We start from the raw sequence: 25,845 nt of genomic DNA, 5'->3' as shown, positions 1-25,845 counted from the left end.
GTCACTGCACTTGCGGTGACTAACCAAATTGTTGTCGAAAAGCCTGGCTTGTGTGTTCGCCGGGCTTTTTTATGCCCGTTATAAAATAACTTGCCAATACGCTACATCAATCCACTGACCGAACTTTTTACCAACTTGCTTAAAATGCGCGACTTTTTGCATATTATGCTTCTCATGCAAGGCGATACTTGCTTCATTAGGTAATGCAATGCCTGCCATAACAGCATGTACATTTTGCATTTTTAACTGAGTAAACAGAGCGGCGTAAAGTTGGCTGCCAATCCCCTTTGTATGACTATCAGCATCTAAATAAACCGAGATTTCCACTGAGTGTTGGTAAGCTTTTCGTGCTTTCCAAGGTGTTGCATAACAATATCCAATGACATTACCTTCAGCTTCAGCAATCAACCAAGGTAAGTCAGCATCAAGATTAGCCTGTATTCGCTTGGCTATTTCAGTACCTGTGATTGCCTCAACTTCAAATGTCACCGTACTATTAACAACATAGTGATTGTAAATTGCAGCAATGGCATCACTATCTTCAATCCTTACATTTCTGATCATGATTGAAAATTCCTTACTCAACATTAATTAATTGGTTAATTAATAACAGAAAAGTAAGTTTGGAAATACATATACGCAAAAATAAAAACGCCACTAGATGTGGCGTTTGGGTAGTTTCGACAACAATAAGAAATTGCTTTTAAAAGAAGCCCAGTGGATTCTCACTGTAACTTACTAATAGGTTTTTAGTTTGTTGGTAATGATCAAGGGCGAGTTTATGTGTTTCGCGACCTATGCCTGACTTTTTATAGCCGCCAAACGCAGCATGCGCAGGGTACATGTGATAGCAGTTGGTCCAAACACGACCCGCTTCAATCTTACGACCAAAGTGATATGCACGGTTCATATTTCGACTCCACACACCTGCCCCTAAGCCAAACTCTGAACTATTAGCAAGGGCTAACGCTTCGTCTTCATCTTTAAAAGTCGACATTGAAATAACCGGGCCAAAAATCTCTTCTTGGAACACACGCATGTCGTTAGTGCCTTTTAATAGCGTTGGTTGAATGTAGTAACCGCCATTAAACTCATCAGACAGTTGCTCGACTTCGCCGCCCGCAAGCACTTCGGCTCCTTCTTGTTTACCAATTTCGATGTAGCTTAGGATCTTATCAAACTGAGCTTGTGATGCTTGAGCACCCACCATGGTTTCGGTATCAAGTGGATTACCCCGTTTAATTTGTAGAGTTCGGGCAAGAACACGTTCAATAAATTGCTCGTAAATATCTTCCTGAATAAATAAACGCGATGGGCACGTACACACTTCACCTTGGTTAAAGTACGCAAGTACAGCCCCTTCAATCGCCTTACTCAAAAACTCATCGTCTTTTTCCATTACATCGTTAAAGAAGATATTTGGCGATTTACCACCTAGCTCAACCGTCGAAGGAATAATATTATCAGCAGCGCATTTTAAGATATGTGAACCCACTGGCGTTGAACCTGTAAAGGCAATCTTCGCAATTCGAGTACTGGTTGCCAGCGCTTCGCCCGCTTCTTTACCATAGCCATTTACCACATTTAGAACACCTGCAGGCAACAAGTCACCAATCACTTCAAGCAGTACTAATATAGATGCAGGGGTTTGTTCAGCTGGTTTTAAAACAATACAGTTACCCGCAGCAAGGGCTGGTGCAAGTTTCCACGCAGCCATCAACAATGGAAAGTTCCAAGGAATAATTTGCCCTACTACACCTAGTGGCTCATGAAAATGATAGGCCACCGTGGTTTCGTCTATCTCACCGATTGAGCCTTCTTGCGCGCGCACACAACCTGCGAAATAGCGAAAGTGATCAGCCGCGAGTGGCACATCTGCCGCAAGTGTTTCACGAATTGCTTTACCGTTATCCCAGGTTTCGGCCACAGCCAGCATTTCTAGGTTTTGTTCAATGCGATCAGCAATTTTTAATAAAATATTGCTACGCTCTGTGACTGACGTAGTTCCCCATGCCGCTTTTGCATCGTGGGCTTTATCAAGTGCCAGTTCGATATCTTCTTTTGATGAACGAGGAACTTTACAAAACACTTTACCGTTTACTGGGCTGATGTTTTCAAAGTACTCTCCCTTTACAGGGGCAACCCATTGGCCACCAATATAATTCTCATACTGCGCTTTAAAGTTAACTTTTGCGCCTTCACTACCTGGATTTGCATAAATCATAATGTGTTCTCTCTTCAAATTGTTGTGTTTTATTTAGCATTGACTAAATTATGCGGTAGGTTATTGTTTAATGAACCGCTAACAGTTGAAGTTAGCTCAGTTACTGAAAACACACTTGATTCCCAGTCCAGACTTTTTGACTATTTGTCCAGAATTTAGGACGACAGCGAGGCAACAATGAACACATCAGTTAGCAATAGAAGTTTAGATAAAAAACGACAACGTATTGATGTGCTTATTGAAAATAAAGTCAGTTTTGCGGGCGAACATGCTGAATTAAGTATTTACGACACCTATTTAGATGCCCAAAAAGTGGCGTTACATTCCACTGAATTATTATTTTGCGGCATGATCAGCGGTAAAAAAATCATGCATGTCGCCGACAGTGATTATCATGAAGAGTTTTTACCAAACCAGTCATTTGTACTTGCCCCAGAGCAAGGGGTGCTAATCGATTTTCCCAATGCATCTCTTAATCAACCAACAACCTGTTTAGCGATTGAAATCAGTACCGACAAAATAAGCCAAGTAGTTGATGCTCTTAATTTTAACCAGAAAATTACCCAAGATGACTTTTTTCAATATCAAGCCAAGTTAGTGCACGCACAGCATAACCTGCAAACTCAACAACTGCTTGAGCGGATGATCTCCCTGTTTAGCGAAAATGAGCAACACCGTGATTACTTAATTGATTTATCACTTAATGAACTCATAACCCGCCTGTTACAGCAGCAAAGCCGAGATTTAATGATTGCAAGTTGTAAGCAAGGCAAGCTCACAACCCCATTAAGCCATGTAATTAGTTATATAGAACAGCATCTTGCAGAGAATATTGATATTGATGTGTTATGCAAGATAGCCTGTATGAGCCGCAGTAAATTTTATCAGCAATTTAAGCTGGCATTTGGTGTTACGCCCGCTCTTTGGCAACAGCAATTACGCTTACAAAAAGCGTATAAACTGCTCGAAAAAGGCGAGGCAATTAGCCAAGTTTGTTACCAATTAGGCTTTAATAACCCAAGCCATTTTAGCCGTGTATTTAAACAAGCCTTTGGCGCAACCCCAAAGAGTATCGCTAATCATTAAGTTCTGGATTGCGATGAGAATAAACGCGATAGGTTAAGGCTAGTAGAATACAAATAGCACTTGGCACATAAAGCGCCGCAAAGGTCATTTTTGCAAATAACCACGCCCCTGCTAAGCCACCAAATATAAAGCCAATAATGATTAGGCCGAACAGTTTAGCCTTACGTTTATCAAGCGCCTCGCCACGTAAAACCCGACCAAACATAATACCTAAATCAGTAAAAATACCCGTTACATGGGTTGTACGCACAATTGCACCACTGTAAGTTGTTGCCAAGGCGTTTTGTAATCCACATGCCGCAGACGCTAAAAAGTGCCCGTAGCCAGAGCCATTAAACAATAGCCAAAGTGCGCCCAGTAAAAGCCCTGCTTCAATGAATAATGCAGTGTCGTAATGACGACCTAGTTTAAGTGCTGAACTATGTAGCAAAAAACCAGCAATACCAGACCCAACTAAAAATGACAGTAATACGCCTAATAAATGCAAAGCATCAAGGCTATTACCATGTATAAGATCTGCGCCAAGCAAGGTGGCAGTTCCCGATAAATGCGATACCGCTTGATGTTCAAAGCTAAGTAAACCAACTGCATTCACACACCCAGCCACCAGCGCCAAAATAAATGCGCCAATCTCAACCCATTTTGGTAACTTAGAAATCACTCGCTACTCGCCTTTTTCTCACACTCGTACTCATTCTTTTATGGTACGCCTATTTTTATGACTAAAAACACTTTTTTTCGACTCTTTATATGGTAATTTACAATTAAGTAAATCGATTAAGAACCTACAATGACAAAGCCAAAAAGTTGGACGCTGAAAAGTATTGCCCAAGAGTTAGGTGTTTCAAATGCCACCGTATCAAATGCGTTTAACCGCCCTGATCAATTATCGAAAGCACGCCGCGAAGAAATTTTGGCTGCCTGTAAAAAGCTCGGCTACTTTGGCCCTAACAAGGCGGCGCAATCATTACGCCGAGGCACCTTTAATATTGTTGCTCTAGTATTGCCAGACAGCGTTGAATATATGGTATCAGATCCGGTTGCTAGCAGTTTTATGCGCGGTGTATCAGCAGTACTCGAAAAAAATGGTATTAACCTTTTATTATTTTCTGGTAACAGCGATAACCTTAATAGCGTGGTCGATTTTGTTGATGGCTTTATTTGTTATGGTCGCCCTCGTAACAAGCAACTTGTGGAACAATTAAAACAGGTCGCAAAACATGTGGTAACGGTTGATTTTAATATCGGTCGCGATGCCTCAGTAAACGTAAACAACCAACAAGCCAGCTTTGATATTGCCAAACATGCACTGCACAAAAGTGATGATCGGGTTGCTATTTTAGGCCTGCGTTTACTTGATAACGACGTATTATGCCGAGTATACGAACATCATGAGTTTGAAGCAGGTCAGTCGATTGCTCATCAACGACTGCGCGGTTATCACCAAGCAATCAGCGATGCTGGCATCACCCTAGGTGATGATAGGACATGGAATATTCCTGAAAGCAGCGAGCGCTTTGCAAGCATTGCCGCCAAAGAAGCACTTAGCAGCACACCAAGACCAAACGTGTTGTTGTGCATGAGTGATTTAATCGCCCTTGCCGCCATGCGCGAAGCATTAAAAATGGGCTTATCTATTCCTGAAGATGTCAGGATTGTTGGCTTTGATGGCATCGATGAAGGCCAACGATTTGTGCCAAAACTCACCACTGTCCATCAAAATAGTGAAGAAAAAGGCCGCATTGCTGCGACCTTGTTTCTATCGAAAGAGCAGCAAACAGCCGAAATCGACTATCAACTGCAATTGGGTCAAAGTAGTTAAGCTAAAAAGTCAGCCAAATCAACAATGCGTTGTTCGCCTTCACGGTGATCAACAATGATCACTTCACGGCTAGCAAAATCAACTTTTAACTCGATTGAGCTGGTATCATCATGCCAGCTTAAACGACACACACTGCCTTCACCTTTTGCAATAAACTCACCGTTAAATGCTGGGTGCTCATTACGTAATTGAATCAGCTTGATCAAACCTTTCACCACAGGTTTAGCAAGTGCAGCATCAATGTCTTGCGCATTTAAGTAAGGGCGATTGATATCACGACCGACATTGGTACGAGCCAGTAATTCCATATCGTTTTCACAAGCGAACAGGCCACCATAATAAACTTGTGGAATACCTGGCGCGAAGAACTGAATTGCACGCGCTAATAAATAATCGAAGTCATCTGCGCCTAAAGCATTGTAATATGTGCAGTTTACTTGATATAAATCGACATTACTTGCTGCTGCACCAGTTGCTAGGCGGCTTTGCCCTTCACTCTTTTCATGAATGGTTTCAACCAAGTTATCAATTTGCGCTGCGTTTAATAGACCCGGTTTATCACCCATTGGGCCTGCGTCAATGATGCCAATGCCATCATGGGTATCGAGAACCGTTAAACAGTTACGCGGCGAAATGGTTAGCCAATTCAGTAATGCTTGCGCATCATTGCTAAACAAACTGTGTAAAATGAGGGGTGGTAAAGCAAAGTCATAAACCATATTTACACGTTTTGCGACTTCAACCTGAGTTTGAAAATGGCTATGGATCTCAGCAATGGTTTCCATACCCGCTTCATTTGCTTGCGCCGAAAGCTTATTTAAATAGTCAAAGGTTTCATCCAACATAAAGCAATTTGTGCCAGCTTCTTTAATCGCATAACCCGCCGCATCTAAACGAATAATGTTGACATTATTATCAGCAAACTTGCCAAGCACCGTATTTAAATACTCGATACCCGCCGTTGATTTCACATTAATATCAATTTGGTTATCGGTAAATGTGGTCCAAAAATCATAGGTTTGGCCATCACCACAGGCAATAGGTGTAAAGCAGCTACCCGGACGCGGACGATAAATCGCTTGCTGCTCAGCCTCAGACATGCCATTTGGGAATACATCGTCTTTAGTTAAAAATAAATCCCAAAATTCAGATTGCTTGCCTTTCGCAAGTACATCTTTAAATTGGAAAGACTGTGCAGAAACATGGTTAACAATCAAGTCAGCCATTAAGTCATAGTTTGCACCTAGCACGTTAATGTCGTCCCAGCTACCAAGACGCGAGTCGACTTCACTATGATCAATAGGATCAAAGCCAGCATCACTGCCATCAATCGGATTATAAAATGGCAACAAATGTACACCTGCAAACACATTGTTAAGTGGGCCATTTAATAAATTACTTAATTCATCAATACCTTGACCAGTAATACGGTCTGCGTAGGTGATTAATTGCACTTTATTGTTGATCATAATTGTTAATACCAAGTTGAAACTTAATCGATTAAGATATATCTTTAACCACGACAGCAAATTATTCAAGCAGTTTTTATAGTTTTTATACACTAATATACATAGTAAAGGCGCAGACCTTTCGGTGGGGAAACAACAATGAGTAGAACACACGACCCTTTGCAAACCATTAGATGGCTGACATACATGATGTTTTTTATGTTTGCGATGACCTCTGATGCAGTTGGTATGATCATACCTGAGCTTATCAATGAATTTAATTTAACTATGACCCAAGCCAGTGCCTTTCATTATGCACCGATGGCTTTAATTGCTTTTAGCGGCCTGTTTTTAGGCTTTTTAGCCGACAGTTTTGGTCGCAAACAAACCATCATGCTAGGACTTGGCATCTTCGCTATTTGTTGTTTCCTGTTCTCAGTTAGCAGTAGTTTTAGCATATTTGTAGTGCTGCTTAGCTGTATTGGTCTTGCAATTGGCTTATTTAAAACTGGCGCCTTGGCACTGTTAGGTGATATTTCTAAAAACAATTTAGAGCACACAAAAACCATGAATTTGGTCGAAGGTTTCTTTGGTGTTGGCGCCATTGTAGGCCCTGCCCTTGTCAGTTTTTTAATCACCCAAAAGGTTAGCTGGACCTACCTTTACGTTATCGCTGGGATTTTATGTTTAATTTTAACCTTAATTGCTTGGCGTGCAGATTATCCAAAACCTAAAAAGCTTGAAGAACACGCAAAACCGGCCTCTCTTGCAACCACCATGAGTATGATGAAAAACCCATATGCACTGGGCTTTTCGCTAGCGATTGCTCTTTATGTTGCAACCGAAGTGGCAATATACGTTTGGATGCCTACTCTTCTTGGTGATTACAACGGCCCGTGGCAATTGCTAGCAACCTATGCATTGACTTTATTTTTCATTTTACGCGCTGCTGGGCGGTTCTTAGCGGTGTGGCTGTTAAACCACTTAAGCTGGCAAGCGGCAATGCTGTATTTAAGCTTAGGAATTGCGCTGTGTTATTTAGGTTTAATCTTCGGCGGTGTTGATTGGGCGGTATTCTTACTCCCTTTATCTGGGCTATTCATGTCGATGATCTACCCCACTTTAAACTCAAAGGGTATTTCTTGCTTTGCGGTGCAGCAGCACGGAGCTGTTGCTGGGGTTATTTTGTTTTTTACCGCCCTTTCGGCTGCTGCAGGCCCATTATTAATGGGTGTCATCAGCGACTACTTTGGCCACATTCGTTACGGCTTTTATCTCGCAACAGGTTTCGCATGTTTACTGTTTTTAGCCATGCTATATAACTACTTACGTAACCCTGCTGAGCAAGCTTTAGCGCAGCACAGTGCATTAAGCCACTAATTAAAAATCGTTAAAAATCAATTATCGAACATAAATTGTGCAAGTTTTTCACTAAAAAGACTTGCACTGTGTAAAATTATTGTTATCTTTACTTAATCGATTAAGATAGCAATTTAGACAACAAACCATCTGGGATTGAGACGAGGCACATTATGACAACACACAAACATGCCCTTTACACATTAAGCGCGCTTGCATTAGCAGTAAGCCAAAACTTACACGCAGAAGAACAAGCACAACCTGAGGCTAAAAAAAGCGGCCTTGAAACAATCGTTGTAACCGGTGTACCACGCCGTACAACCATCATGGCATCGAGTTCTTCGGTTAGCAGTGTGACATTAGCTGAAATTGAAGTATCAACACCACGCTCTACCGCAGAAGCATTCAGAACAATCCCGGGTGTACGCTCAGAGTCGACGGGCGGTGAAGGTAATGCGAATATCGCGGTACGTGGTTTACCGGTTGCATCGGGCGGTGCTAAATTCTTGCAACTGCAAGAAGATGGCTTACCTGTTATGCAGTTTGGCGATATTGCCTTTGGTAACGCAGATATCTTCATGCGCTTAGATTCAACAGTACAAAGTGTTGAATCAATCCGTGGTGGCTCAGCGTCGACAGCAGCAAGTGATGCCCCAGGTGGTATTATCAACTTTATTTCAAAAACGGGTGAGAACGAGTCAGGTAGTGTATCAACCACTGTTGGCCTTGATTATGACTCAATTCGTACAGACTTTGAGTATGGTACTTACCTAAACGACAGTGTGCGCTATCACATTGGCGGCTTTGTTCGCCAAGGCGAAGGCCCGCGTGAAACTGGTTATACATCTAATAAAGGTGGCCAAATTAAGGCAAACCTAACCAAAGAGTTTGATGCCGGTTATGTACGTGTGTACTTTAAACACCTCGATGATAAAAGCGTAGGTTACCTACCTATGCCTATGTATTCAAATGGCGACTCAATCCCAGGTTTTGATTCACAATCAGATACGCCGCATTCAGCACTTTTCACACAAACGCTGCGTTTAAATGGTGATAACCAAATCAGCACGGGCGATATGACCGATGGTATGAACCCAGTTGTTACCTCGGTAGGTTTTGAAGCAGCATTTGATTTAGAAAACGACTGGCGTATCGAAAACCGCTTTAGAACATCATCAGTAAGCGGTAACTTTATTTCTCTTATTCCTGCAGAAGTTGCATCTGCAAGCTCTATCGCTTCTAGTATTGCTGGTGATGGTGCATCACTTGTATATGCCAATGGCGGTTCAGCAGGCGAAGCCTATGGCGATGACGATTTAGCAATGCGTATTCACACATTCGATGTAACGCTAAATGACATGGGTTCAATTGTTAATGACCTTAAATTAACTAAGTCGTTCTCTGATGACACCAGTGTAACCTTTGGTTACTTTGCATCAAGCCAATCAATCGATATGTCGTGGCTTTGGAACTCATATGTTATGGAGCTTAAAGGCGACAACGCTGCATTACTTGACGTTTACGCTGCAAATGGCGACAGCTACTCAGATAATGGCTTGTACGCTTATGGCACACCTTACTGGGGTAACTGCTGTCAACGTAACTACGATACTGAATACGAAACACGCGCACCTTACATTAACTTAGCCACTAAGTTTGGCGATTTAAGCATTGATGCAAGTGCTCGTTATGATTCAGGTGAAGCACGCGGTAACTACGCAGGTGCAGTAACATCGACTATTGATATGAATGGCGACGGTACTATCTCAATTCCTGAGCAAAGTGTTGTTGGTATTGATAACGCGAACCCAAGCATTGTTAACTACGACTGGCACTACAGCTCATACTCAATTGGTGCGAACTACCAAATTGATCCAAGCTTTGCGACATTTGCCCGCTTAAGTAAAGGCGGCCGCGCAAATGCAGACCGCTTACTATTCGGTAAAGTAGAAGCTGACGGCTCAGTTGCCGAAGCGGATGCAATTGATGAAGTAAACCAATACGAAATCGGTGTGAAAAAACGTTTTGATTCATTATCAGTTTTTGCTACAGCGTTCTACGCAGAAACTGAAGAGCAAAACTTTGAAGCAACATCACAAAAATTCTTCGACCGCGAGTACGAAGCAAAAGGTATTGAGGTTGAATCAACCTACTACGTTGGTGATTGGGATTTCCGTGGTAACTTTACTTGGACAGACGCAGAAATTGCTAAAGATGCGTTATCGCCAGAGTTAGTCGGTAATACACCACGTCGTCAAGCTGACCTAATCTACTCACTAATGGCAACTTACAACTTTGACAAAGGTGCTGCTGGTCTTAGCTTTATTGGTACAACAGATGCTTACGCACAAGACAGTAACGACCTTAAATTTGATGGCTATACACAAGTAAATGGCTTTGTAAGTTACAACCTGTCTGAAAACTTAAGCCTATCGCTTAACGTGAACAACCTGTTCGACACCGTAGGTATCACAGAAGCAGAAGAAGGCTCAGTACCAGATAACGACATTATCCGTGCCCGTACTATTAACGGCCGTACCACGTCGCTTACGTTAAAATATTCTTTCTTTTAACTCTCCTCCCTCGTTTTAGCCCAGTATTTACTGGGCTTTTTCGGCTTTAATAACCAATTTTTTCAACTACACTTAATCATATAGTCGTAATTACCCTCTTTCTAATAAAAAACACTGATAATAAGTTAATACTTTGATCTATAATCAGGATTGGTATAAGTATTAACCATATGAATTAGGAACATACATGTTTGTCTCTAGCAAAAGCCACTCTTTACTCCAAGATCAATACAACGCGCTATTAGCTGAAGTTGAGGCACTTAAAGCCGACAATCACGTATTACGTGACGAAAACGAACGCTTAGAAGCAAAATTACATCAGCAAGCTGATGATGCAGACCAACTGTTCCTTGCCAACTTATTGAATAGTTCAATTGAATGTATCACGCAAATTGAGGGCGTACGCCAAACTGTACTCGACTCATACCTTGTTATCGAAGAAGAAAGCCAAGTTACTTTACAAATAAGCCAACTACTAAACGACTCGAATAACGCTCTGCAACATATTGTCAGTGAAATGGCGAGTATGGCAGGCAAAATGGGCAGCATGACCAGTAACATTACGGGTCTTTCTGATATGGCGGATAGCATCAATACCTTTGTATCAACCATTTCTAAAATTTCTGATCAAACCAACTTACTTGCGCTTAACGCAGCAATTGAAGCTGCCCGTGCAGGTGAGGCTGGTCGTGGCTTTAGCGTTGTTGCCGACGAAGTGCGTACGCTTGCAACCAACACCAATAAATCAGCACAAGAAGTGTCTGATCTAGTAAAAGAGATCATCAACAAAACCAGCGAAACGGTGACCTCAGTTGAAGATATCCAGCAAAATAATACTCAGCTTTCAACAAGCTTTGATACGCTAAACAATGACTATGGTTCAATCATGAGTCACTGTGACTCGATGAAAGAAACCATTATTAATGCTGCTACGCGCTCATTCGTGCAAACCGTAAAACTAGATCACATCGTTTGGAAAGGTGAAGTCTATGCGGTTGCTAATGGCACAAGTAACAAGTCGATTGATGACTTTTCGGATCACACCATGTGCCGATTGGGCAAATGGTATAATTCAGAGCAATCAAGTAGCTTCAAACAGCACAATGCTTATCGTCAATTAGAAGAGCCACATCGTGAAGTTCATCGCAATGGTGTTGAAGCATTAGTCATGCTGCAAACTGGCAATAAAGACGCAGCGATTAATCACATTAATAAGATGGAAGCAGCCAGTGAACGAGTCATGCATTTACTGGATCAAATCGCCAATGGCTAATGCCTAATTACTAAAAATAATAAAACCGAGCTCCGATGCTCGGTTTTTTATCAAGTTACTCAACTAAGCCTTCTTGCAGTACTGGCATAACAGCTTCTTGCTGCTCTTGGCGCTTCACATAACTAAACAACATTAAGCAGCCAAGGGCTAAACTTGCAGCTAGCATAGAGCCAAGGGTTGCAAACCTAAAACTATAAAACTGTGCGACAACCCCTGTTGCCCCAGCCCCGCACATAACACCCAGTTTAATGGCGTTCGTGTAAAACGCTGAGGTAAACCCTATTCGTTCGGGGAGCTGATCTTGTAATACGGTTAAGCCAATGCCCGCAAAAATACCGTAAAACAGCCCATTTAAAACTTGCAACGCGATTAAATGCCATACTTGAGTGGCAAAAAACACCCCTAAATAAAATACAATGGCACAACAAAATGCCACCGCAAGCATCGCAACTTTACTGTATTTTCTAGCAAGCTTTGCCCCATACAGCATGATAGGAATTTCTAACAGTGCCACCACACCCATAAACAGCCCCGGTGTATGTTCAGCAAATCCTAGTTCAGTAATGCTATAAAGCGGCAGTGCCGATGAATACATAATATTGCCCGTTGAACCAAGCATAATAGCTAAACCCAACAACCAAAATGATAAACTCGCTGCGGCTGCAGGCTCTCTGCCATGTTGTGATTTTTTAGCGCTGTAGTCAGGAATAAACTTAAATGCGAAGATTAGCGCAACCAAGGCACACACCGCAGCAAAGTAAAACGAGCGGCTAAACTCGCCTCCAGCGGCTAACAAATAACCAAGCGGCGGACCGCCCACCCAAGCAAAGGAAATAGCAGCACGTAAACGCGAATTAAAACTGGTAATGTCGATGTTCTGTTGGCGCCCAGCCCATTGTCTTGCCACAGTCATCATTTGCGGAATTGCTGCATTGCCCATCGCAAGAAACAACACGCCTGCGAGCAAGACTTGCCAAAATGCAGTGGCATTCGCAAAGGTCACTAACGCACAAACCATACCTGATACAGCCACCATAAATAACTTTCGCGCACTGGTGCCTTTATCAGCCATGCCACCTAGCCACTGACTAATAACTAACCCAGTAATGGTGACCGCCACCATATAAACACCTAAATACACGGGCGGTGTTTGCAGCCCCTCTACAATGAATAAGCTCATCAACGGGTTAACAAATGCTCCCATTAACCCAGTTAGCATACTTAGAAGAATAAAAATTACACCATGCTGTTTCAGCAATGCTTTCACACGCAACCCCACATTAATACGACACGTGAACAGATATTTAAAGGGCGCAAATTATACACAGTTTTAGCGAAGACTTCATTTTGTAATACAAATTAAATTAAGCCCACCATCAATAGTTAAAACCTATCACAACGATAGAAACAATCAGTTTTACCAAATCAAAACACCTTCATATAATGGCTGCAACAAAACGCCAATGCCATGGCGACTTATGAAGAGGTTTATTATGAAATTTAATCGCACACTGACTTTAAGCACACTGACTTTAAGCACACTTGCTCTTGCAATCAGCCTTCCGGCATCCGCTGCTACACTTACCAAAGACAATGGTGCAGCTGTAGGTGATAACCAAAACTCTATTACAGCTGGCCCGCGTGGCAGCGTTTTACTTGAAGACGTTCATCTAATTCAAAAACTGCAACGTTTTGCTCGCGAACGAATTCCTGAGCGTGTTGTTCATGCGCGCGGTACAGGTGCACATGGTGTGTTTGTTGCGAGTAAAAATCTTGAAGACCTAACCATTGCTGCGCCATTTGCACAAGCAGGCAAAGAAACAGAGGTATTCGTTCGTTTTTCATCGGTTATTCACGGTAAAGGTAGCCCTGAAACTCTACGTGACCCACGCGGTTTTGCTACTAAATTTTATACAGATCAAGGTAACTGGGACTTAGTGGGTAACAACTTACCGGTATTCTTTATTCGTGATGCGATTAAATTTCCAGATATGGTGCATTCATTAAAACCATCTCCGGTTGATAACATTCAAGATCCAAATCGCTTTTTTGATTTTTTCTCACATGAACCAGGTTCAACACATATGCTGACATGGGTTTATAGTGACCATGGAACACCAGCAAGCCTGCGTAAAATGGATGGCTTTGGGGTGCATTCTTATAAAATGGTCAACAAAGACGGTGACGTAAAATACGTAAAATTTCATTGGCTTAGCCAGCAAGGCATTGAAAACTTAAATGCTAAGCAAGTTGCTGAAGTACAAGGTAAAGATTTTCAGCATTTAACCCGTGATCTGTACCAAGAAATCAATAACGGTAATTTCCCGAAATGGGATTTATATATCAAAGTATTAGACCCATCTGAACTGGATGACTTTGATTACAACCCGTTAGATGCAACAAAAATGTGGTTAGGTGTTAAAGAGACCAAAGTAGGTACCATGACACTAAACCGTATGCCGGGCAACTTCTTCCAAGCAACAGAACAAGTCGCTATGGCCCCTGCGAATATCATTCCGGGTATTGAACCATCAGAAGATCGTTTATTACAAGGCCGTGTGTTTTCATATGCCGACACCCAAATGTATCGCCTAGGTGCAAACCACCAGCAGTTGCCAATTAACCGCGCCAAAGTAGAAGTGGTTAATTACAACCAAGACGGTGCGATGAACTTTGGCCATACTACTAGCAATGTGAACTATCAGCCAAGCCATGAAAACGTGCAAGAAAACCCAGTTGCTCGTAAGGCACAAACTAAGCTGGCTGGCTATGTTCAACAAGCAGCGATTAAAAAGCAGCAAAACTTTGCTCAAGCTGGCGTGTTATATCAAAGCTTTACTAAACAACAGCGTACTAACCTGATCAACAACTTAGCGGGTGATTTAGGGAAGGTAAAAGATAGCAAGGTAAAGCACATTATGCTCAGCCACTTTTACAAAGCAGACAGCGAATACGGTACGCGCTTAACCAAAGCCGTCGGCGGTAACCTAACAACCGTGAAAAAACTAGCAAACTCACTTTAATTCACTCTCCCAACCTTGATGAGGAAGGCATACCCTTCCTCTTTTTTAGGAGTTAACTATGCGTATTTTTGCTTTTCTACTGCTGAGCCTTTTATTAACAAGCAACCCAGTAAATGCTGAACAGCAAACCGATTCACAAACACAGTATCAAACCTTACTTGCCTATTATTTTGCTGCTGCGCGAACCGCAGAGAACGACATCATTGAACAATTTGTTGAGGCCGGATTACCAATCAACAGTGTTAATGAGAAAGGCTATACCGCGCTGATGATTGCCACTTACCATGGTCACAAACAAACGGTAAACCAACTGTTAGCATTAGGCGCCAATGCTTGCCTTGAAGATAAACGCGGCAACACCGCATTGATGGCCGCAATTTTTAGAGGTGAATTTAGCATCGCTAAAACGTTAATGAAACAAGACTGTGACACAGAGCATGCGAATAAAGCAGGGCAAACCGCCGAAGCATTTGCAGCACAATTTGGTCAACAGCATGTACTCGCTTTACTTACGCAATATAAGAAAGCGAAACAATAAAAAAAGCCCAGTGGGGAAACTGGGCTTTGAGCAGTGAAACAATGTTAGTCGAAGGACACTGTCACTGGGTTAGAACAAACAGTATCAGATACACACACTTGATATTCATAGCTTGGTAACTCAGCTTTACGCTCTACATCGCGATAGAAACCACGATCAGCGACTGTTTCAAGTAGTTCACCATTACGGTAGATGCTTACTTGATCAGCCACAGTTTGCCAGCTTAAATCAACACGCATAGTACCTAAACGCGTTTTGTTAGCACGTTTAACCGATAGCTCAATTTCAACATCAGATACCACAACCGTTTGCGTGAACGTATCTGTTTGACCTTCACTATCTGTCGCAGTTAACGTCACTTCATAGCTGCCTGCTTGTGCGTAAGTATGCATAGGATCAGCATCTGTTGATGATGCACCGTCACCAAAATCCCACGCCCAAGCAACGATATCGTCATTGCTATCTGTGCTGGTGTTAGTGAAAGTGACATTTAAGCCTGATGTTTCAAATGCAAAGCCTGCTTGTGGCGGCTGCGGGCTCACTTCACCAATGGCGCTAAACGTCAGTGACCAGCTGTTTAAAGTACCGGTATCAGCAGACAGTACGTCTTTGACATTAAGTACCCAATCACCTGTCGCAACTTCGCCATTAAAGTTAGCCAGCGAGTAGCTTTGTACTAAGTCATCTGCACCACCGCCAGACTGGCTGTGAAGTGTTGCCGTTGTACCTTGCGGCGACGTTAATGTAACGATTAAATCACCAATGTAAGTATGAGCAATATCAATACTTGCATCCGTTGAGAACACAGTAAGCTCATCAGCTACCGTAATCACTGAATCAATACCCGTGTCATTGTTATCTGGGATAGACACTGGTGTTTCATTTGAGAAAGTAAAGTCATTTAAGCCAACAGGGTTAACAAACAATGACGCACTGCTTTGTTTCGCTAACTCACCTGATGTAGCATCAACAACAAAACTATAACTACCCCATGCTGTTGCTTCTTGTGTTGGTACGGTAAGTGTAACTACATCACCTGGTACAGCTTCTGTTTGCGATAGTGTAGCGCCCGCTAAATCAGTTTGAAGAGCTAGGCTAACGACGCCTTCCCACTGGGCGATTGAACCGATTTCAAAGGTATAGGTTGCTGTTTCACCAGCGGTAATTTGCTGTGAACTTGGCGACACTGAAATTTTGAAGCTCGGTGTTGGATCAGCTTGCTCAAGCGCTTTATTTACATTTAAGCGGTTGCCAGATACTGTTTTGCCTTGCAGCGCTTCATTTTGGTCGCCGCTATTCATTAGCAACTCTTTAAGTTCAAGCGCTGATAAATCAGGGTTGATCGAAAGCACTAATGCAGCTGCACCAGCAACATGCGGTGTTGCCATTGATGTACCAGAATAGCTAGCGTAACCATTGCCCGGTACCGTTGATAAAATTGCACTACCTGGTGCGCCTAAATCAACACTTGTTAAACCCCATTGTGAAAAGCTCGACATGTTATCTCTGTTGTCAGTACTGGCAACTGATAACACGCTGTCATGCTCGTAGTTTGACGGATAGTGAGGGTTTTGATCGTTATCAACCGCATCGTTACCCGCTGCCGCTACAAATAGAATATCAGCTTGTTCACTTGCCGTAATAGCATCTGCCAGTGCTTGGCTAAAGCCACCGCCACCCCAGCTGTTATTTAACACACGTACATTTACGCCTTGGTTTTTAAGATCAACCATGTAATCGATACATTTAATTGCATCAGAAGTTGAACCCGTACCATCTGCACTTAAGAATTTACAACCCACGATTGATACTTCGTGGTTTACACCGACAACACCCGTGCCGTTGTTACCAGACGCACCGATTGTGCCCGATACGTGAGTACCATGGCCTTGGTCATCCATTGGATCACCTGAGTCGGTAATCGCATTAATACCGTGCACGTCATCAATATAACCATTACCATCATTATCGATACCATCCCCCGGGATTTCGCCAGGATTGATCCATGCGTTATCAGCTAAATCTTCGTGGCTATAATCAACACCGGTATCAATTACACCAACAACAACTTCGCGGCTACCGGTTGAGATTGACCATGCTTCAACTGCATCAATGTCAGCATCGACGACACCACCTGTTTGACCTTCGTTGTGTAAACCCCACAGCGACGAAAAATCAGGATCATTAGGTACACTCGCAATCGATACACGGTAGTCAGGCTCTACATATTCAATAGCAGCATGGTTTTGTAGACGCTTGATAGCTTCTTTGCTGCTCATACCTGCAATTTTAAATTTAGCTAAACGGCCAGACAAAATGGCTGAATAGTTATCATCGACGCCATCTTTGTTGATATCGCTGATGGTGGCTTTAACTAAGCTACGAGCATGGGCACGCATTGCAGCAGAGGTGCCTTTTTTATACATAACAAGTACAGAGTCTTCACTTGCACCAACGACGGTTGTTTTTGCTGGTGTGCTGACTTGTGCAGCACCTAAACATGGTAATAAGGCTAGGCTTAATACAGATAATTTAGTTTTCATATTTACTATCCATAATTAGTTGAACTGATCGAATCGCTATGACTCGACCACCAAAGCTCATTACTTCTGAATGATGAATATCACGTGGCATATTTCATAAATGGCAAATTGCAGATAACAGGCAAGAAAAAAAATGATGCTAAGTTTAAATCCATACTTTTTTGCTGATTGAATCAATAAAAATACGTCCAATTCACACTTTTTTGTGAAAAAAGCACCCTTAATGATCCATTAATATTTCTCCAACTTTTTTACTGCTTTTAAATAAAAAACCATACTAAAACCTATACAAACACACATAACCAATTGAAAATAAATAATTTATAAAAACCACAAAAACTGATGATTTTATATTATTCCAAATCTGTCTAAAGTAATTTCCTTGTTATTTGTATGACCTCATAGTCACAAATAACAACGTTGCTTCATTCACTTCTGATTGTTAGCTAACAGTTGAATATCACATAAATTAATCCGGCAAGGCATGCTGGTACATGGTTCTAAAAGCGAAAATAATAATTTTAGAGCTTTGATTAATAATAATTTAAAGGAAATAATCATGAAGTTAAGAAAGTCTCTACTCACCTGTGCAATCACTATTGCGTTAGGTTCAAGCTTCGCAGCAAGTGCAAACACAGATGATAAAGCTCAATCTAGCTCGGAGCTTGCAAGCCAAGTATCAACACTGGGTGTGTCAAACTCAATTACCCTAGATCAAGTATCGGTTACCGGTGTTGGTAACGAGGCGGTTATTGCTCAACAAGGTACAGGTCATCGTGCAGAAACAGTCAGTGTGGGTGATGGCAACATGGTTGAAGTAAGCCAAGCACAAACATCAAACTTATCTCTTATCTACAACACAGGTGACGATAATACGGTTTCGCACAGCCAAAACGGCACCATGAATGGCGCATTGTCTGAAACCGTTGGTATCGGTAATGCTATTCGCGTTGAACAACAAGGCGCTGGCTTTTTTGGTATTAATAATGAAGCAATTAATATCATGGTGGGTGATGAAAATACCGCAACTGTCACCCAAGGTGATGGCGGCCATTGGTTCTACAACTTTGACTTACAAGGTAACAGCAACACAATCAGCGCAGAGCAAAGCGGCTTACTAAATGAAGCAACGTTCAATGTAATTAGAGGTGATGACAACAGCATCGAAGTCATGCAAGAAGGTGTTTTCAATGCGTTTACCTCTGATGAAGTAATTGGCAACGGCAATGAAATTACTATTGACCAAACAGGTTTCTTCAACAGCGCTGAGCTTACTTCGCTGCATGGTGATTATAACGAAGTTGAGTTTGAGCAAGATGGTGACTCTAACAGCGCATTAGTTGCAGAAATCACAGGCAATGACAACGAAGTTAAGTCTGATCAAGAAGGTAACAGCAACAGCTTTGAGTCAGGCGTGATTGTTGGCGATGGCAATACATTATTGGTCAATCAAAAGCATGACAGCAATACTGCTGGCTTAGATGCTATTGGTAACGACAACGAACTCACTGCGTTCCAAAATGGTAACGGTAATGATGTGTACTTAGGTGCAATTGGCGATAGCAATGAATTTGTTGCTAACCAAATTGGTGACGCAAACAGTGCTCACGTTGCTAACTTCAATGGTAGCGACAATAACGTCGATATCGCTCAAGGCGGCAATGAAAACACGGTTCTAGTACAGTCTTCTTACCCAGACCAATCTCTATCTTCAAACGATAATGACATTGCAATTAACCAGTTAGGTGACCTAAACGAAGCTGCGTTAACGTTTGCAAGCGTACTTGATAGCAATAGCAACCAAGTCGCTTTCACACAAGTTGGTGAACTGAATGCAATCGACCTTATTATGGAAGGTAGCAACAACTCTGTAGATATTAGCCAAACAGGCTCAGAGAACTTGGTTGCAGGTATCGGTGAAGGTGCATTCTTGCTAGGTGGTGAGGGTAACTCACTGGTCGTTGTACAAGACGGCAACGCAAACCTTGTTGAAGGCTCTATGATTGGCTCTAACAGCACAGTTGTTATCACTCAATTAGGTGATGGCAATGTCGCAACTGTAACCCAAGAATAATCGCTTAAGAGGGAGCTTTGCTCCCTCATTCCACTATGAAAATAATAAACTTACTACGTATATGTTGCATCGTGCTTGCAGCTCAAAGTACGACTAGTTTTGGTGAAGATCTCGAAATCGATGGCTTAGTACTCGATAGAAGTATTAGCCGATTTGGTCATCAATTTTATTTTGAATTTGCCAACCTATGGCGCGACTTACCTTCAACAGCAGGTTTTAATATCGAAATAAAAGAAACGGTATTACCCAGAGCGGGGACTCGACTTGCCTTAAAAATGAATAACCAAATAGTGTACGTCACTTACTTAGGACGTCGCTTAGAGCCATTAGATGAGCGTGTAAAACAAGCCATGTATAGCGTGATGGATGCCATGGCACGCAGTCAAATGCAGCAATCATCACCCGATATGGCAAAAGATGGATGGTAAAATGAAATACTTAACAACACTAATAATAATCCTCTGCCCTCTTTCTAGTTGGGCAACCGAACTCGTTTATACCCCAATTAACCCAAGCTTTGGTGGCAGCCCACTGAATGGCAGCATGCTACTTAACAAAGCGCAATCGCAAAATAAACACAAAGCGCCGGTTGTAGAACAGACCTACGGGGAAAAATTTCAAGATTCGTTAGAGCGTACCTACTTAAATAGAATGGTACGAGAAATCACAGATATGGCATTTGGTGACGAAATCGACGACAGCATCTTTAATGGTGACTCGACCTTTATGACGGGTGATTATGAAATTCAAATTATCACCAGTACCAGTGACACAATCACCGTTAGAATTACCAACACCTCTGATGGCACAGTGACAGTAATTGAAGTACCGAGGTTTGGATAATGAAGACACTCACATTAGCAGCAATGGTATTACTTCTGTCGGGTTGTTCAGCAATGAGCAATTTAATTCCACCAAGTAAGCAACTGGCAGACTCTCTTGAGCCAACCGAAACTTTCCAGGCTTTACAAGCCCTTCCTCAACCAATGGGAAGCATTCCTGTGTCAGTGTACTCATTTCGTGACCAAACTGGGCAATACAAACCACAGGCAAATGTTAGCTCGTTTTCTACCGCAGTGACCCAAGGCGCCAACTCTATTTTAGTGCAAGCATTACATGAATCTGATTGGTTTATTCCGGTAGAACGCGAAGGTCTACAAAATATCTTAACTGAGCGTAAAATTATTCGCGCTGCGCAGGCCGAAAACGATAAGCTACCTGAATTACCACCGCTCACGACAGCTAAGATAATCTTAGAAGGCGGTATCATTAGCTACGACACAAATATCAAAACCGGCGGGATTGGTATGGAATACTTTGGGATTGGCGCATCAGAGTTATACCGTGAAGATGCAATCTCAATTTATTTACGCGCTGTTGATGTTCGCACAGGCCAAGTTTTGCTATCCGTTGCGACAAGCAAAAAAGTGCTCAGCCAAGAAATGCGCGCAGGCTTCTTTCGCTATGTGAGCTACAAGCGTCTTGCAGAAGCAGAAGCCGGATTCACCGACAATGAACCTATGAGTATTTGCGTCACGCAAGCAATTGAAAAAGCGCTTAGCGACCTTGTATTAAAAGGTATTAACAAAGGCATTTGGTCTGCAAAAGCAGTCTAATTTAATGAGTATATTATTGTGGCGCTGTACATCACAGCGCCCAATTTGAACTTTCTGCTTAATTATCCATCGAAATAAATACTTATAGCATTCAGTTAATTAAGTTTTATTTATGAAATGGATTACTTTCTCCAAATGCGCTTATTCTCTTATTGTTTTAGCCGCACTGATTACCCTAGTCATCACCATTGATAATTTTGACAGTTCAAAAAGTCTGCCAATTGGTTTTGTTTTATGGGGTATTTCGCCCTATTTATTAATGGCGTGGATGGTTGAACACAGTAAAACAAGAGTGACACAAATCGCCACGTTTATTGCCACTATTATGTGTGTCTTATTTGGTACTGTGACCATAGGTTCAATCTATTTTTCTCATGATGCACAATCAGCGCTGGTGTTTCTTTTTGCGCCATTATGGCAATGGCTAGGATTATTAATACTGTGTATTCCACTGTATTTTATGAATAAGGTCACATCTAAATCGAACTGAGTATCGAATAATGTAAGCTAAACGGAAACACGATTTTGAAGGCTGCTTGCTCGAAGCCGGTTTTTTAAGCATCGAGCAAGTGGCTGAATATTCTGATCAAACACTACCACTGGGATTAAACTGGCTATAGTTTGTCACTGTGTATTTTGTAAAGACAAACTCACTGCCATGTAATTTTGTGCCCAATTAGCCAGCTCCACGCGGTTACGCGATGCCGTTTTCTTGAATGCACTGTACAGATGGGTTTTAACTGTATGGTCGCTGATATTTAAACGCTCTGCGATATCTCGATTACTCGCACCTTGGGCAAGTAAGTGAATCACTGATTTTTCTCGTTTAGTCAGTAAGCTGAGGTCAATATCTGTATTTACCGAATCGTTACTAGCATTGAATTGGCTACGAGACATTGCTGACAGCATATGATTAAACGTAGTAGAAATACTTTTACGGCTAAAAAACAGCTCGCCATTGATCACTCTGACCAGCCCTGCAAAAATATCTTCAGGTGATTGATCTGCAAAAAACACCCCTTTAATGCCATTTAAAAGTAAGTTTTTTTCGCAAATTGCATTAGCGTCCGCATTAAAAATAACCACTAAATGTTGCTTAGCAAGTTGCACTAACTCAGCAGGTAATAAGTCTTTCCAATGTGCATCAGTGCTATCAATTAAATAAAGATTAAACTCTTCGCGCATAGACTCATGAGGCAAGCTTGCATCGACTTTCACACGCATAAAAAACGCATCGAGTATTTTAATTAAATATTGATAATTTTGACTGCGGTTTTGTAACCTTGGCTGTGTTTTTAGAAATACAGAAGTTGGTTGAATCATCTCATTTCTTCCTTGAAACATTTTATTCACAATACCCAATTTGGATACATGATTCAACCATTTATAAGCCTTTATTTTGGCAATTTACAACATTGCTAACCCATTTGGATGGCTAGATGCTTGAGTTAACAGAATGTAAACCAACTATACCGCATCTCCCCTTTTACAGCGAGTCATTGAGTAGTGTGTAAAAACGTGAAGTTACACCGTTTGTCCAACCAAACCCTTGCTGTACTGTGTATTCGCCACCACCTGCACGACTGACTAATTCGCACACATTATACTTTTCAAGCAGGCACTTATCCTCTGCAAAACGCATTTCGATCATACTCAGCCAGTTTTTCATGATCGCCTGTGCCTCGCTGACAAAGCCATACTCTGTTAAACCTTTTACAGCAAACCATTGCAGCGGCGCCCAACCGTTAGGACTATCCCATTGTTGTGGTGTACTACACAATGTTGTCACTAAACCACCGGGCTTTAAAAACTCACTCATCAGTTTTTGCTTCACCTGTTGAGCTTGTTGTACAGATGCAGCGCCTACAAACAAAGGAACAGCCATTGCCATCGAATCGACACTGCTTTGCTGATTAAGTCGAATGTTGTAATCACGATAAACACCCGCCTCAGAATTCCAACAATAGGTATTAATTGCATCTAAGCGCAGTGTAGCCAGCTCAGCAATTGATTGACTCTTTTGTTCTTCACCAAGTAACCGATAAAAACGAGATAATGTATGCTCTAAGTTATACAGTAAGCTATTCAAATCAACCGGTATGATATTGGTTGTTTCAATGCTTTTTAGATCATCATGATCGCAAAGCCAACGGCTACTAAAGTCCCAGCCAGACTCGCATGCCGCACGAATATGTTGAAAATAACTTTGTTGCTGCTCAGTTGTTAGCCCTTCAGCGTCATGTAAATCTTCTTTTAATGACTCTGGACGAGGTGTTGCTGCACTATCCCAATAGCGGTTTAAAATAGCCTTATTAGGCATTTTTACAACACGCCTAATAGCAGGCGTTTCACTGCTAAGGTCGTTACAGCCTTGCATCCAAAATTGATACTCAGCTTCAAGTGCTTTGACGGCGTTTGCCAGCCAAGTTAAATCTGCTTCATGTTTATATTTAGCGTCCCATAGCATCGCTATCATTAACGCCAAAACAGGTGGTTGCGAGCGGGAGCTATAATAAACACGGTTACCATTTGGAATACAGCCATTACGTTCTTGTAGGTCTATAAAGTTATTAACCATGGCTTCAATGGTGGCTAGGTCGCCACAATCTTCTAAACCCAAAGCTGTAAAATAACTATCCCAATAATAAATTTCTTGAAAACGGCCACCCGGCACAATGTAATCAAACTGCAAAGGCATTAGTGAGCTTGCTAAATCTGTATCAGCATTGCGATGCAAATGCGGCCATAGGTCAAGAATATACTGTTTAACTGATGTGGTATCTAATTTCGCAGTCGGAATAGACTGATCAGCAAACACAAAGTTCGACATCACAAATTCACGCAGCGCATCACCTTTTAAAGGGCCTACAAGTTGATATAACTCACAAGCACTTTGCCAAGATAAGTTTGGCACTGCATCGGCAAACATTTTTGAATCAGCAAACACTTCTGCTAGCTGTACGTCTTTAAATAATTGGCTATTAACGAAGTTCATGATAATCCCTTATTCTGCGCTTGAAGCCGCTTGATACTGTGGTTTTAGAGTGATTTTCTTAAAAACTGAAACGGTGATTAATAGCAAGGCTATTGGCACTAATGTGAGATAAAATGCATGCTGACCACTAAATTTATCAAATACAAAGCCCGTAATAATTGAACCTGTTGTTCCACCTAGTGCAGAGAAAACCACAATTAAACCTGTCATAGCAGCGTGCTTGTGCTTAGCAAGTGAACTCAGCATCACAGAGTTAAGTAACGGGTAAATCGGTGCCATAAAAAAGCCAATCAACGGCAGCATGTATGCTGCAAAAGGCACATCAAACACACTTTTCACTTGGCTACCATCAACATCGTGAGTCAAAGGCAGCACCAATAATACGAGCACACCCATAGCGACCAAGCAGCCCATTAATAAACTAAACCAACTAATAAACCTAAGTACTTGCCCTGCTACCAAACGACCAAGCGCTAACGCAGCTGCAAACAAACTAGCAAGTTGAATACTGACATCAACAGGCAATTTTAAAACTTGGTTATTAAAGGTCGGTAGCCAAGTGCCCACGCCTTGCTCTATTAGTACATACATAAATGCACTAACAACAAAAATAAGCACAAGGGGTTGGTAAGTCAGCTTTAACATATCTATAAAGTCATGAAGCTGCGATTGCTGATTAGTTTTTAGTTCTGGCGATTTTATTGGTGCCGCAAGCACAGAAACAAACGCCACCGCAACAATCGCTGCAAGCAAGTAATAAACATTCAACCAGTGGCTACTTTGCGGGTCATCAGCGTCTATAAATAACGCAAAAATCCAATAACCCGACAGCACACCTAGCATAAACACCCCTTCAATGGTGTTTAATAACGCTGAATGTTTATTTGCATTATCAGTCACTTGACCAATAACAGAGTAAACAGAGATTTTCATTACTGCAAAGCTACAACCAATTGCGGCAAAGAGCGCTTTTAATACCCAAAAGTCGGCAATGCTCGGAACAACCAAGCACATCACTGCAACCAGTAATAAAGCGCCAAGCATGGCAATTTTATAGCCTATACGAGGGATAAATGACGCCACTAAAAATGACACAATGGCAATACTAAGATCCTTAAATCCTTCAAGAACAGACGCCTGAGTTTTGCTTACATCTAAGCTATTGATTGCTTGTAAAATAACAGTGCCCACACTATTAAGCATAATAGCAAAGACAAAATAGCTGCATGCCAGCGCGATAGTTATTCTTATAGGATTCATTCACTTCAACC

The 25,845-nt window shown here is 41.8% G+C and carries 21 protein-coding genes; 12 read left to right on the top strand and 9 right to left on the bottom strand.

Going from position 1 to position 25,845, the window contains the following annotated elements:
* Window positions 1-78: 78 nt before the first annotated feature.
* Together CWC28_RS08880 and exaC are read right to left on the bottom strand one after the other, a co-directional pair.
* Complete coding sequence (locus CWC28_RS08880; protein WP_105181761.1) at window positions 79-564, bottom strand: arsinothricin resistance N-acetyltransferase ArsN1 family B; 486 nt, start codon at window positions 562-564, stop codon at window positions 79-81.
* Window positions 565-703: 139 nt separating this feature from the next.
* Window positions 704-2,224, bottom strand: coding sequence for an acetaldehyde dehydrogenase ExaC (exaC, locus tag CWC28_RS08875; RefSeq protein WP_063701273.1), 1,521 nt, complete (start codon window positions 2,222-2,224; stop codon window positions 704-706).
* A 177-nt stretch (window positions 2,225-2,401) separates the two neighbouring features.
* Between exaC and CWC28_RS08870 the strand changes: the two genes are divergently transcribed.
* Complete coding sequence (locus tag CWC28_RS08870) at window positions 2,402-3,310, top strand: AraC family transcriptional regulator (RefSeq protein ID WP_063701276.1); 909 nt, start codon at window positions 2,402-2,404, stop codon at window positions 3,308-3,310.
* Here CWC28_RS08870 and CWC28_RS08865 read toward each other — a convergent pair.
* On the bottom strand, window positions 3,300-3,971 hold the full coding sequence (locus CWC28_RS08865) for a YoaK family protein (RefSeq protein WP_063701278.1): 672 nt from the start codon (window positions 3,969-3,971) through the stop codon (window positions 3,300-3,302). The two genes, CWC28_RS08870 and CWC28_RS08865, sit on opposite strands and share 11 nt — an antisense overlap.
* A gap of 129 nt (window positions 3,972-4,100) precedes the next feature.
* On the opposite strand from CWC28_RS08865, the gene CWC28_RS08860 reads away from it, so the two are divergent.
* Window positions 4,101-5,132, top strand: coding sequence for a LacI family DNA-binding transcriptional regulator (locus tag CWC28_RS08860; protein WP_063701281.1), 1,032 nt, complete (start codon window positions 4,101-4,103; stop codon window positions 5,130-5,132).
* Here CWC28_RS08860 and gtfA read toward each other — a convergent pair.
* A complete protein-coding gene (gtfA, locus tag CWC28_RS08855; protein WP_063701284.1) occupies window positions 5,129-6,601 on the bottom strand; it encodes a sucrose phosphorylase in 1,473 nt (490 codons plus the stop codon). The genes CWC28_RS08860 and gtfA overlap by 4 nt on opposite strands.
* 138 nt (window positions 6,602-6,739) lie before the next feature.
* Between gtfA and CWC28_RS08850 the strand changes: the two genes are divergently transcribed.
* The 3 genes from CWC28_RS08850 to CWC28_RS08840 all read left to right on the top strand — a co-directional run bounded on the left by CWC28_RS08850 (window position 6,740) and on the right by CWC28_RS08840 (window position 11,785).
* Window positions 6,740-7,960, top strand: coding sequence for an MFS transporter (locus CWC28_RS08850; protein WP_063701287.1), 1,221 nt, complete (start codon window positions 6,740-6,742; stop codon window positions 7,958-7,960).
* 152 nt (window positions 7,961-8,112) lie between these two features.
* On the top strand, window positions 8,113-10,512 hold the full coding sequence (locus CWC28_RS08845) for a TonB-dependent siderophore receptor (RefSeq protein ID WP_063701290.1): 2,400 nt from the start codon (window positions 8,113-8,115) through the stop codon (window positions 10,510-10,512).
* 187 nt (window positions 10,513-10,699) lie between these two features.
* Entirely contained in the window at window positions 10,700-11,785 is a 1,086-nt protein-coding gene (locus tag CWC28_RS08840) for a methyl-accepting chemotaxis protein (RefSeq protein ID WP_063701293.1), read from the top strand.
* Window positions 11,786-11,840: 55 nt separating this feature from the next.
* Here CWC28_RS08840 and CWC28_RS08835 read toward each other — a convergent pair whose 3' ends face one another.
* Window positions 11,841-13,052: a sugar efflux transporter gene (locus CWC28_RS08835; RefSeq protein WP_249324957.1), complete on the bottom strand. Its 1,212-nt coding sequence runs from the start codon at window positions 13,050-13,052 to the stop codon at window positions 11,841-11,843.
* Window positions 13,053-13,278: 226 nt separating this feature from the next.
* Between CWC28_RS08835 and CWC28_RS08830 the strand changes: the two genes are divergently transcribed.
* Window positions 13,279-14,808 carry a catalase gene (locus CWC28_RS08830; RefSeq protein WP_138625006.1) on the top strand — a complete coding sequence of 510 codons (1,530 nt, stop codon included), beginning with the start codon at window positions 13,279-13,281 and terminating at the stop codon, window positions 14,806-14,808.
* A gap of 58 nt (window positions 14,809-14,866) precedes the next feature.
* Complete coding sequence (locus CWC28_RS08825; protein WP_105181755.1) at window positions 14,867-15,346, top strand: ankyrin repeat domain-containing protein; 480 nt, start codon at window positions 14,867-14,869, stop codon at window positions 15,344-15,346.
* A 44-nt stretch (window positions 15,347-15,390) separates the two neighbouring features.
* Here the strand turns inward: CWC28_RS08825 and CWC28_RS08820 are convergent, their stop codons facing one another.
* Window positions 15,391-17,889, bottom strand: a complete 2,499-nt coding sequence (locus tag CWC28_RS08820; RefSeq protein ID WP_138625005.1) for a S8 family serine peptidase — start codon at window positions 17,887-17,889, stop codon at window positions 15,391-15,393.
* A 559-nt stretch (window positions 17,890-18,448) separates the two neighbouring features.
* Here CWC28_RS08820 and CWC28_RS08815 point away from each other — a divergent pair.
* From CWC28_RS08815 to CWC28_RS08795, 5 genes are all read left to right on the top strand, one after another.
* Window positions 18,449-19,963 carry a curlin gene (locus CWC28_RS08815; RefSeq protein WP_063701303.1) on the top strand — a complete coding sequence of 505 codons (1,515 nt, stop codon included), beginning with the start codon at window positions 18,449-18,451 and terminating at the stop codon, window positions 19,961-19,963.
* Between the two features lie 35 nt (window positions 19,964-19,998).
* Window positions 19,999-20,391: a curli production assembly/transport protein CsgE gene (locus CWC28_RS08810; protein WP_105173628.1), complete on the top strand. Its 393-nt coding sequence runs from the start codon at window positions 19,999-20,001 to the stop codon at window positions 20,389-20,391.
* Window positions 20,381-20,806, top strand: a complete 426-nt coding sequence (locus CWC28_RS08805) for a curli assembly protein CsgF (RefSeq protein ID WP_138625004.1) — start codon at window positions 20,381-20,383, stop codon at window positions 20,804-20,806. The genes CWC28_RS08810 and CWC28_RS08805 overlap by 11 nt, the downstream gene beginning before the upstream one ends.
* Complete coding sequence (locus CWC28_RS08800; RefSeq protein ID WP_138625003.1) at window positions 20,806-21,579, top strand: CsgG/HfaB family protein; 774 nt, start codon at window positions 20,806-20,808, stop codon at window positions 21,577-21,579. The genes CWC28_RS08805 and CWC28_RS08800 overlap by 1 nt, the downstream gene beginning before the upstream one ends.
* Before the next feature lie 112 nt (window positions 21,580-21,691).
* The gene (locus CWC28_RS08795; RefSeq protein ID WP_138625002.1) at window positions 21,692-22,069 is read left to right on the top strand and encodes a hypothetical protein; all 378 of its coding nucleotides are present in this window, start codon (window positions 21,692-21,694) and stop codon (window positions 22,067-22,069) included.
* A gap of 134 nt (window positions 22,070-22,203) precedes the next feature.
* On the opposite strand, the gene CWC28_RS08790 is transcribed toward CWC28_RS08795, so the two are convergent.
* The 3 genes from CWC28_RS08790 to CWC28_RS08780 all read right to left on the bottom strand — a co-directional run bounded on the left by CWC28_RS08790 (window position 22,204) and on the right by CWC28_RS08780 (window position 25,834).
* Entirely contained in the window at window positions 22,204-22,902 is a 699-nt protein-coding gene (locus CWC28_RS08790; protein ID WP_138625001.1) for a helix-turn-helix transcriptional regulator, read from the bottom strand.
* 163 nt (window positions 22,903-23,065) lie between these two features.
* Window positions 23,066-24,574, bottom strand: coding sequence for a trehalase family glycosidase (locus tag CWC28_RS08785; protein WP_138625000.1), 1,509 nt, complete (start codon window positions 24,572-24,574; stop codon window positions 23,066-23,068).
* A 9-nt stretch (window positions 24,575-24,583) separates the two neighbouring features.
* Window positions 24,584-25,834: an MFS transporter gene (locus tag CWC28_RS08780; RefSeq protein WP_063528058.1), complete on the bottom strand. Its 1,251-nt coding sequence runs from the start codon at window positions 25,832-25,834 to the stop codon at window positions 24,584-24,586.
* Window positions 25,835-25,845 lie beyond the last annotated feature (11 nt).

The organism is Pseudoalteromonas sp. S4492 (assembly GCF_005886115.1).
In the GTDB taxonomy this organism is placed as follows: Bacteria; Pseudomonadota; Gammaproteobacteria; order Enterobacterales; family Alteromonadaceae; genus Pseudoalteromonas; species Pseudoalteromonas gelatinilytica.
Note: the sequence above shows the minus strand (reverse complement) of the source record. Positions and strands in the feature narration are given on the sequence as shown.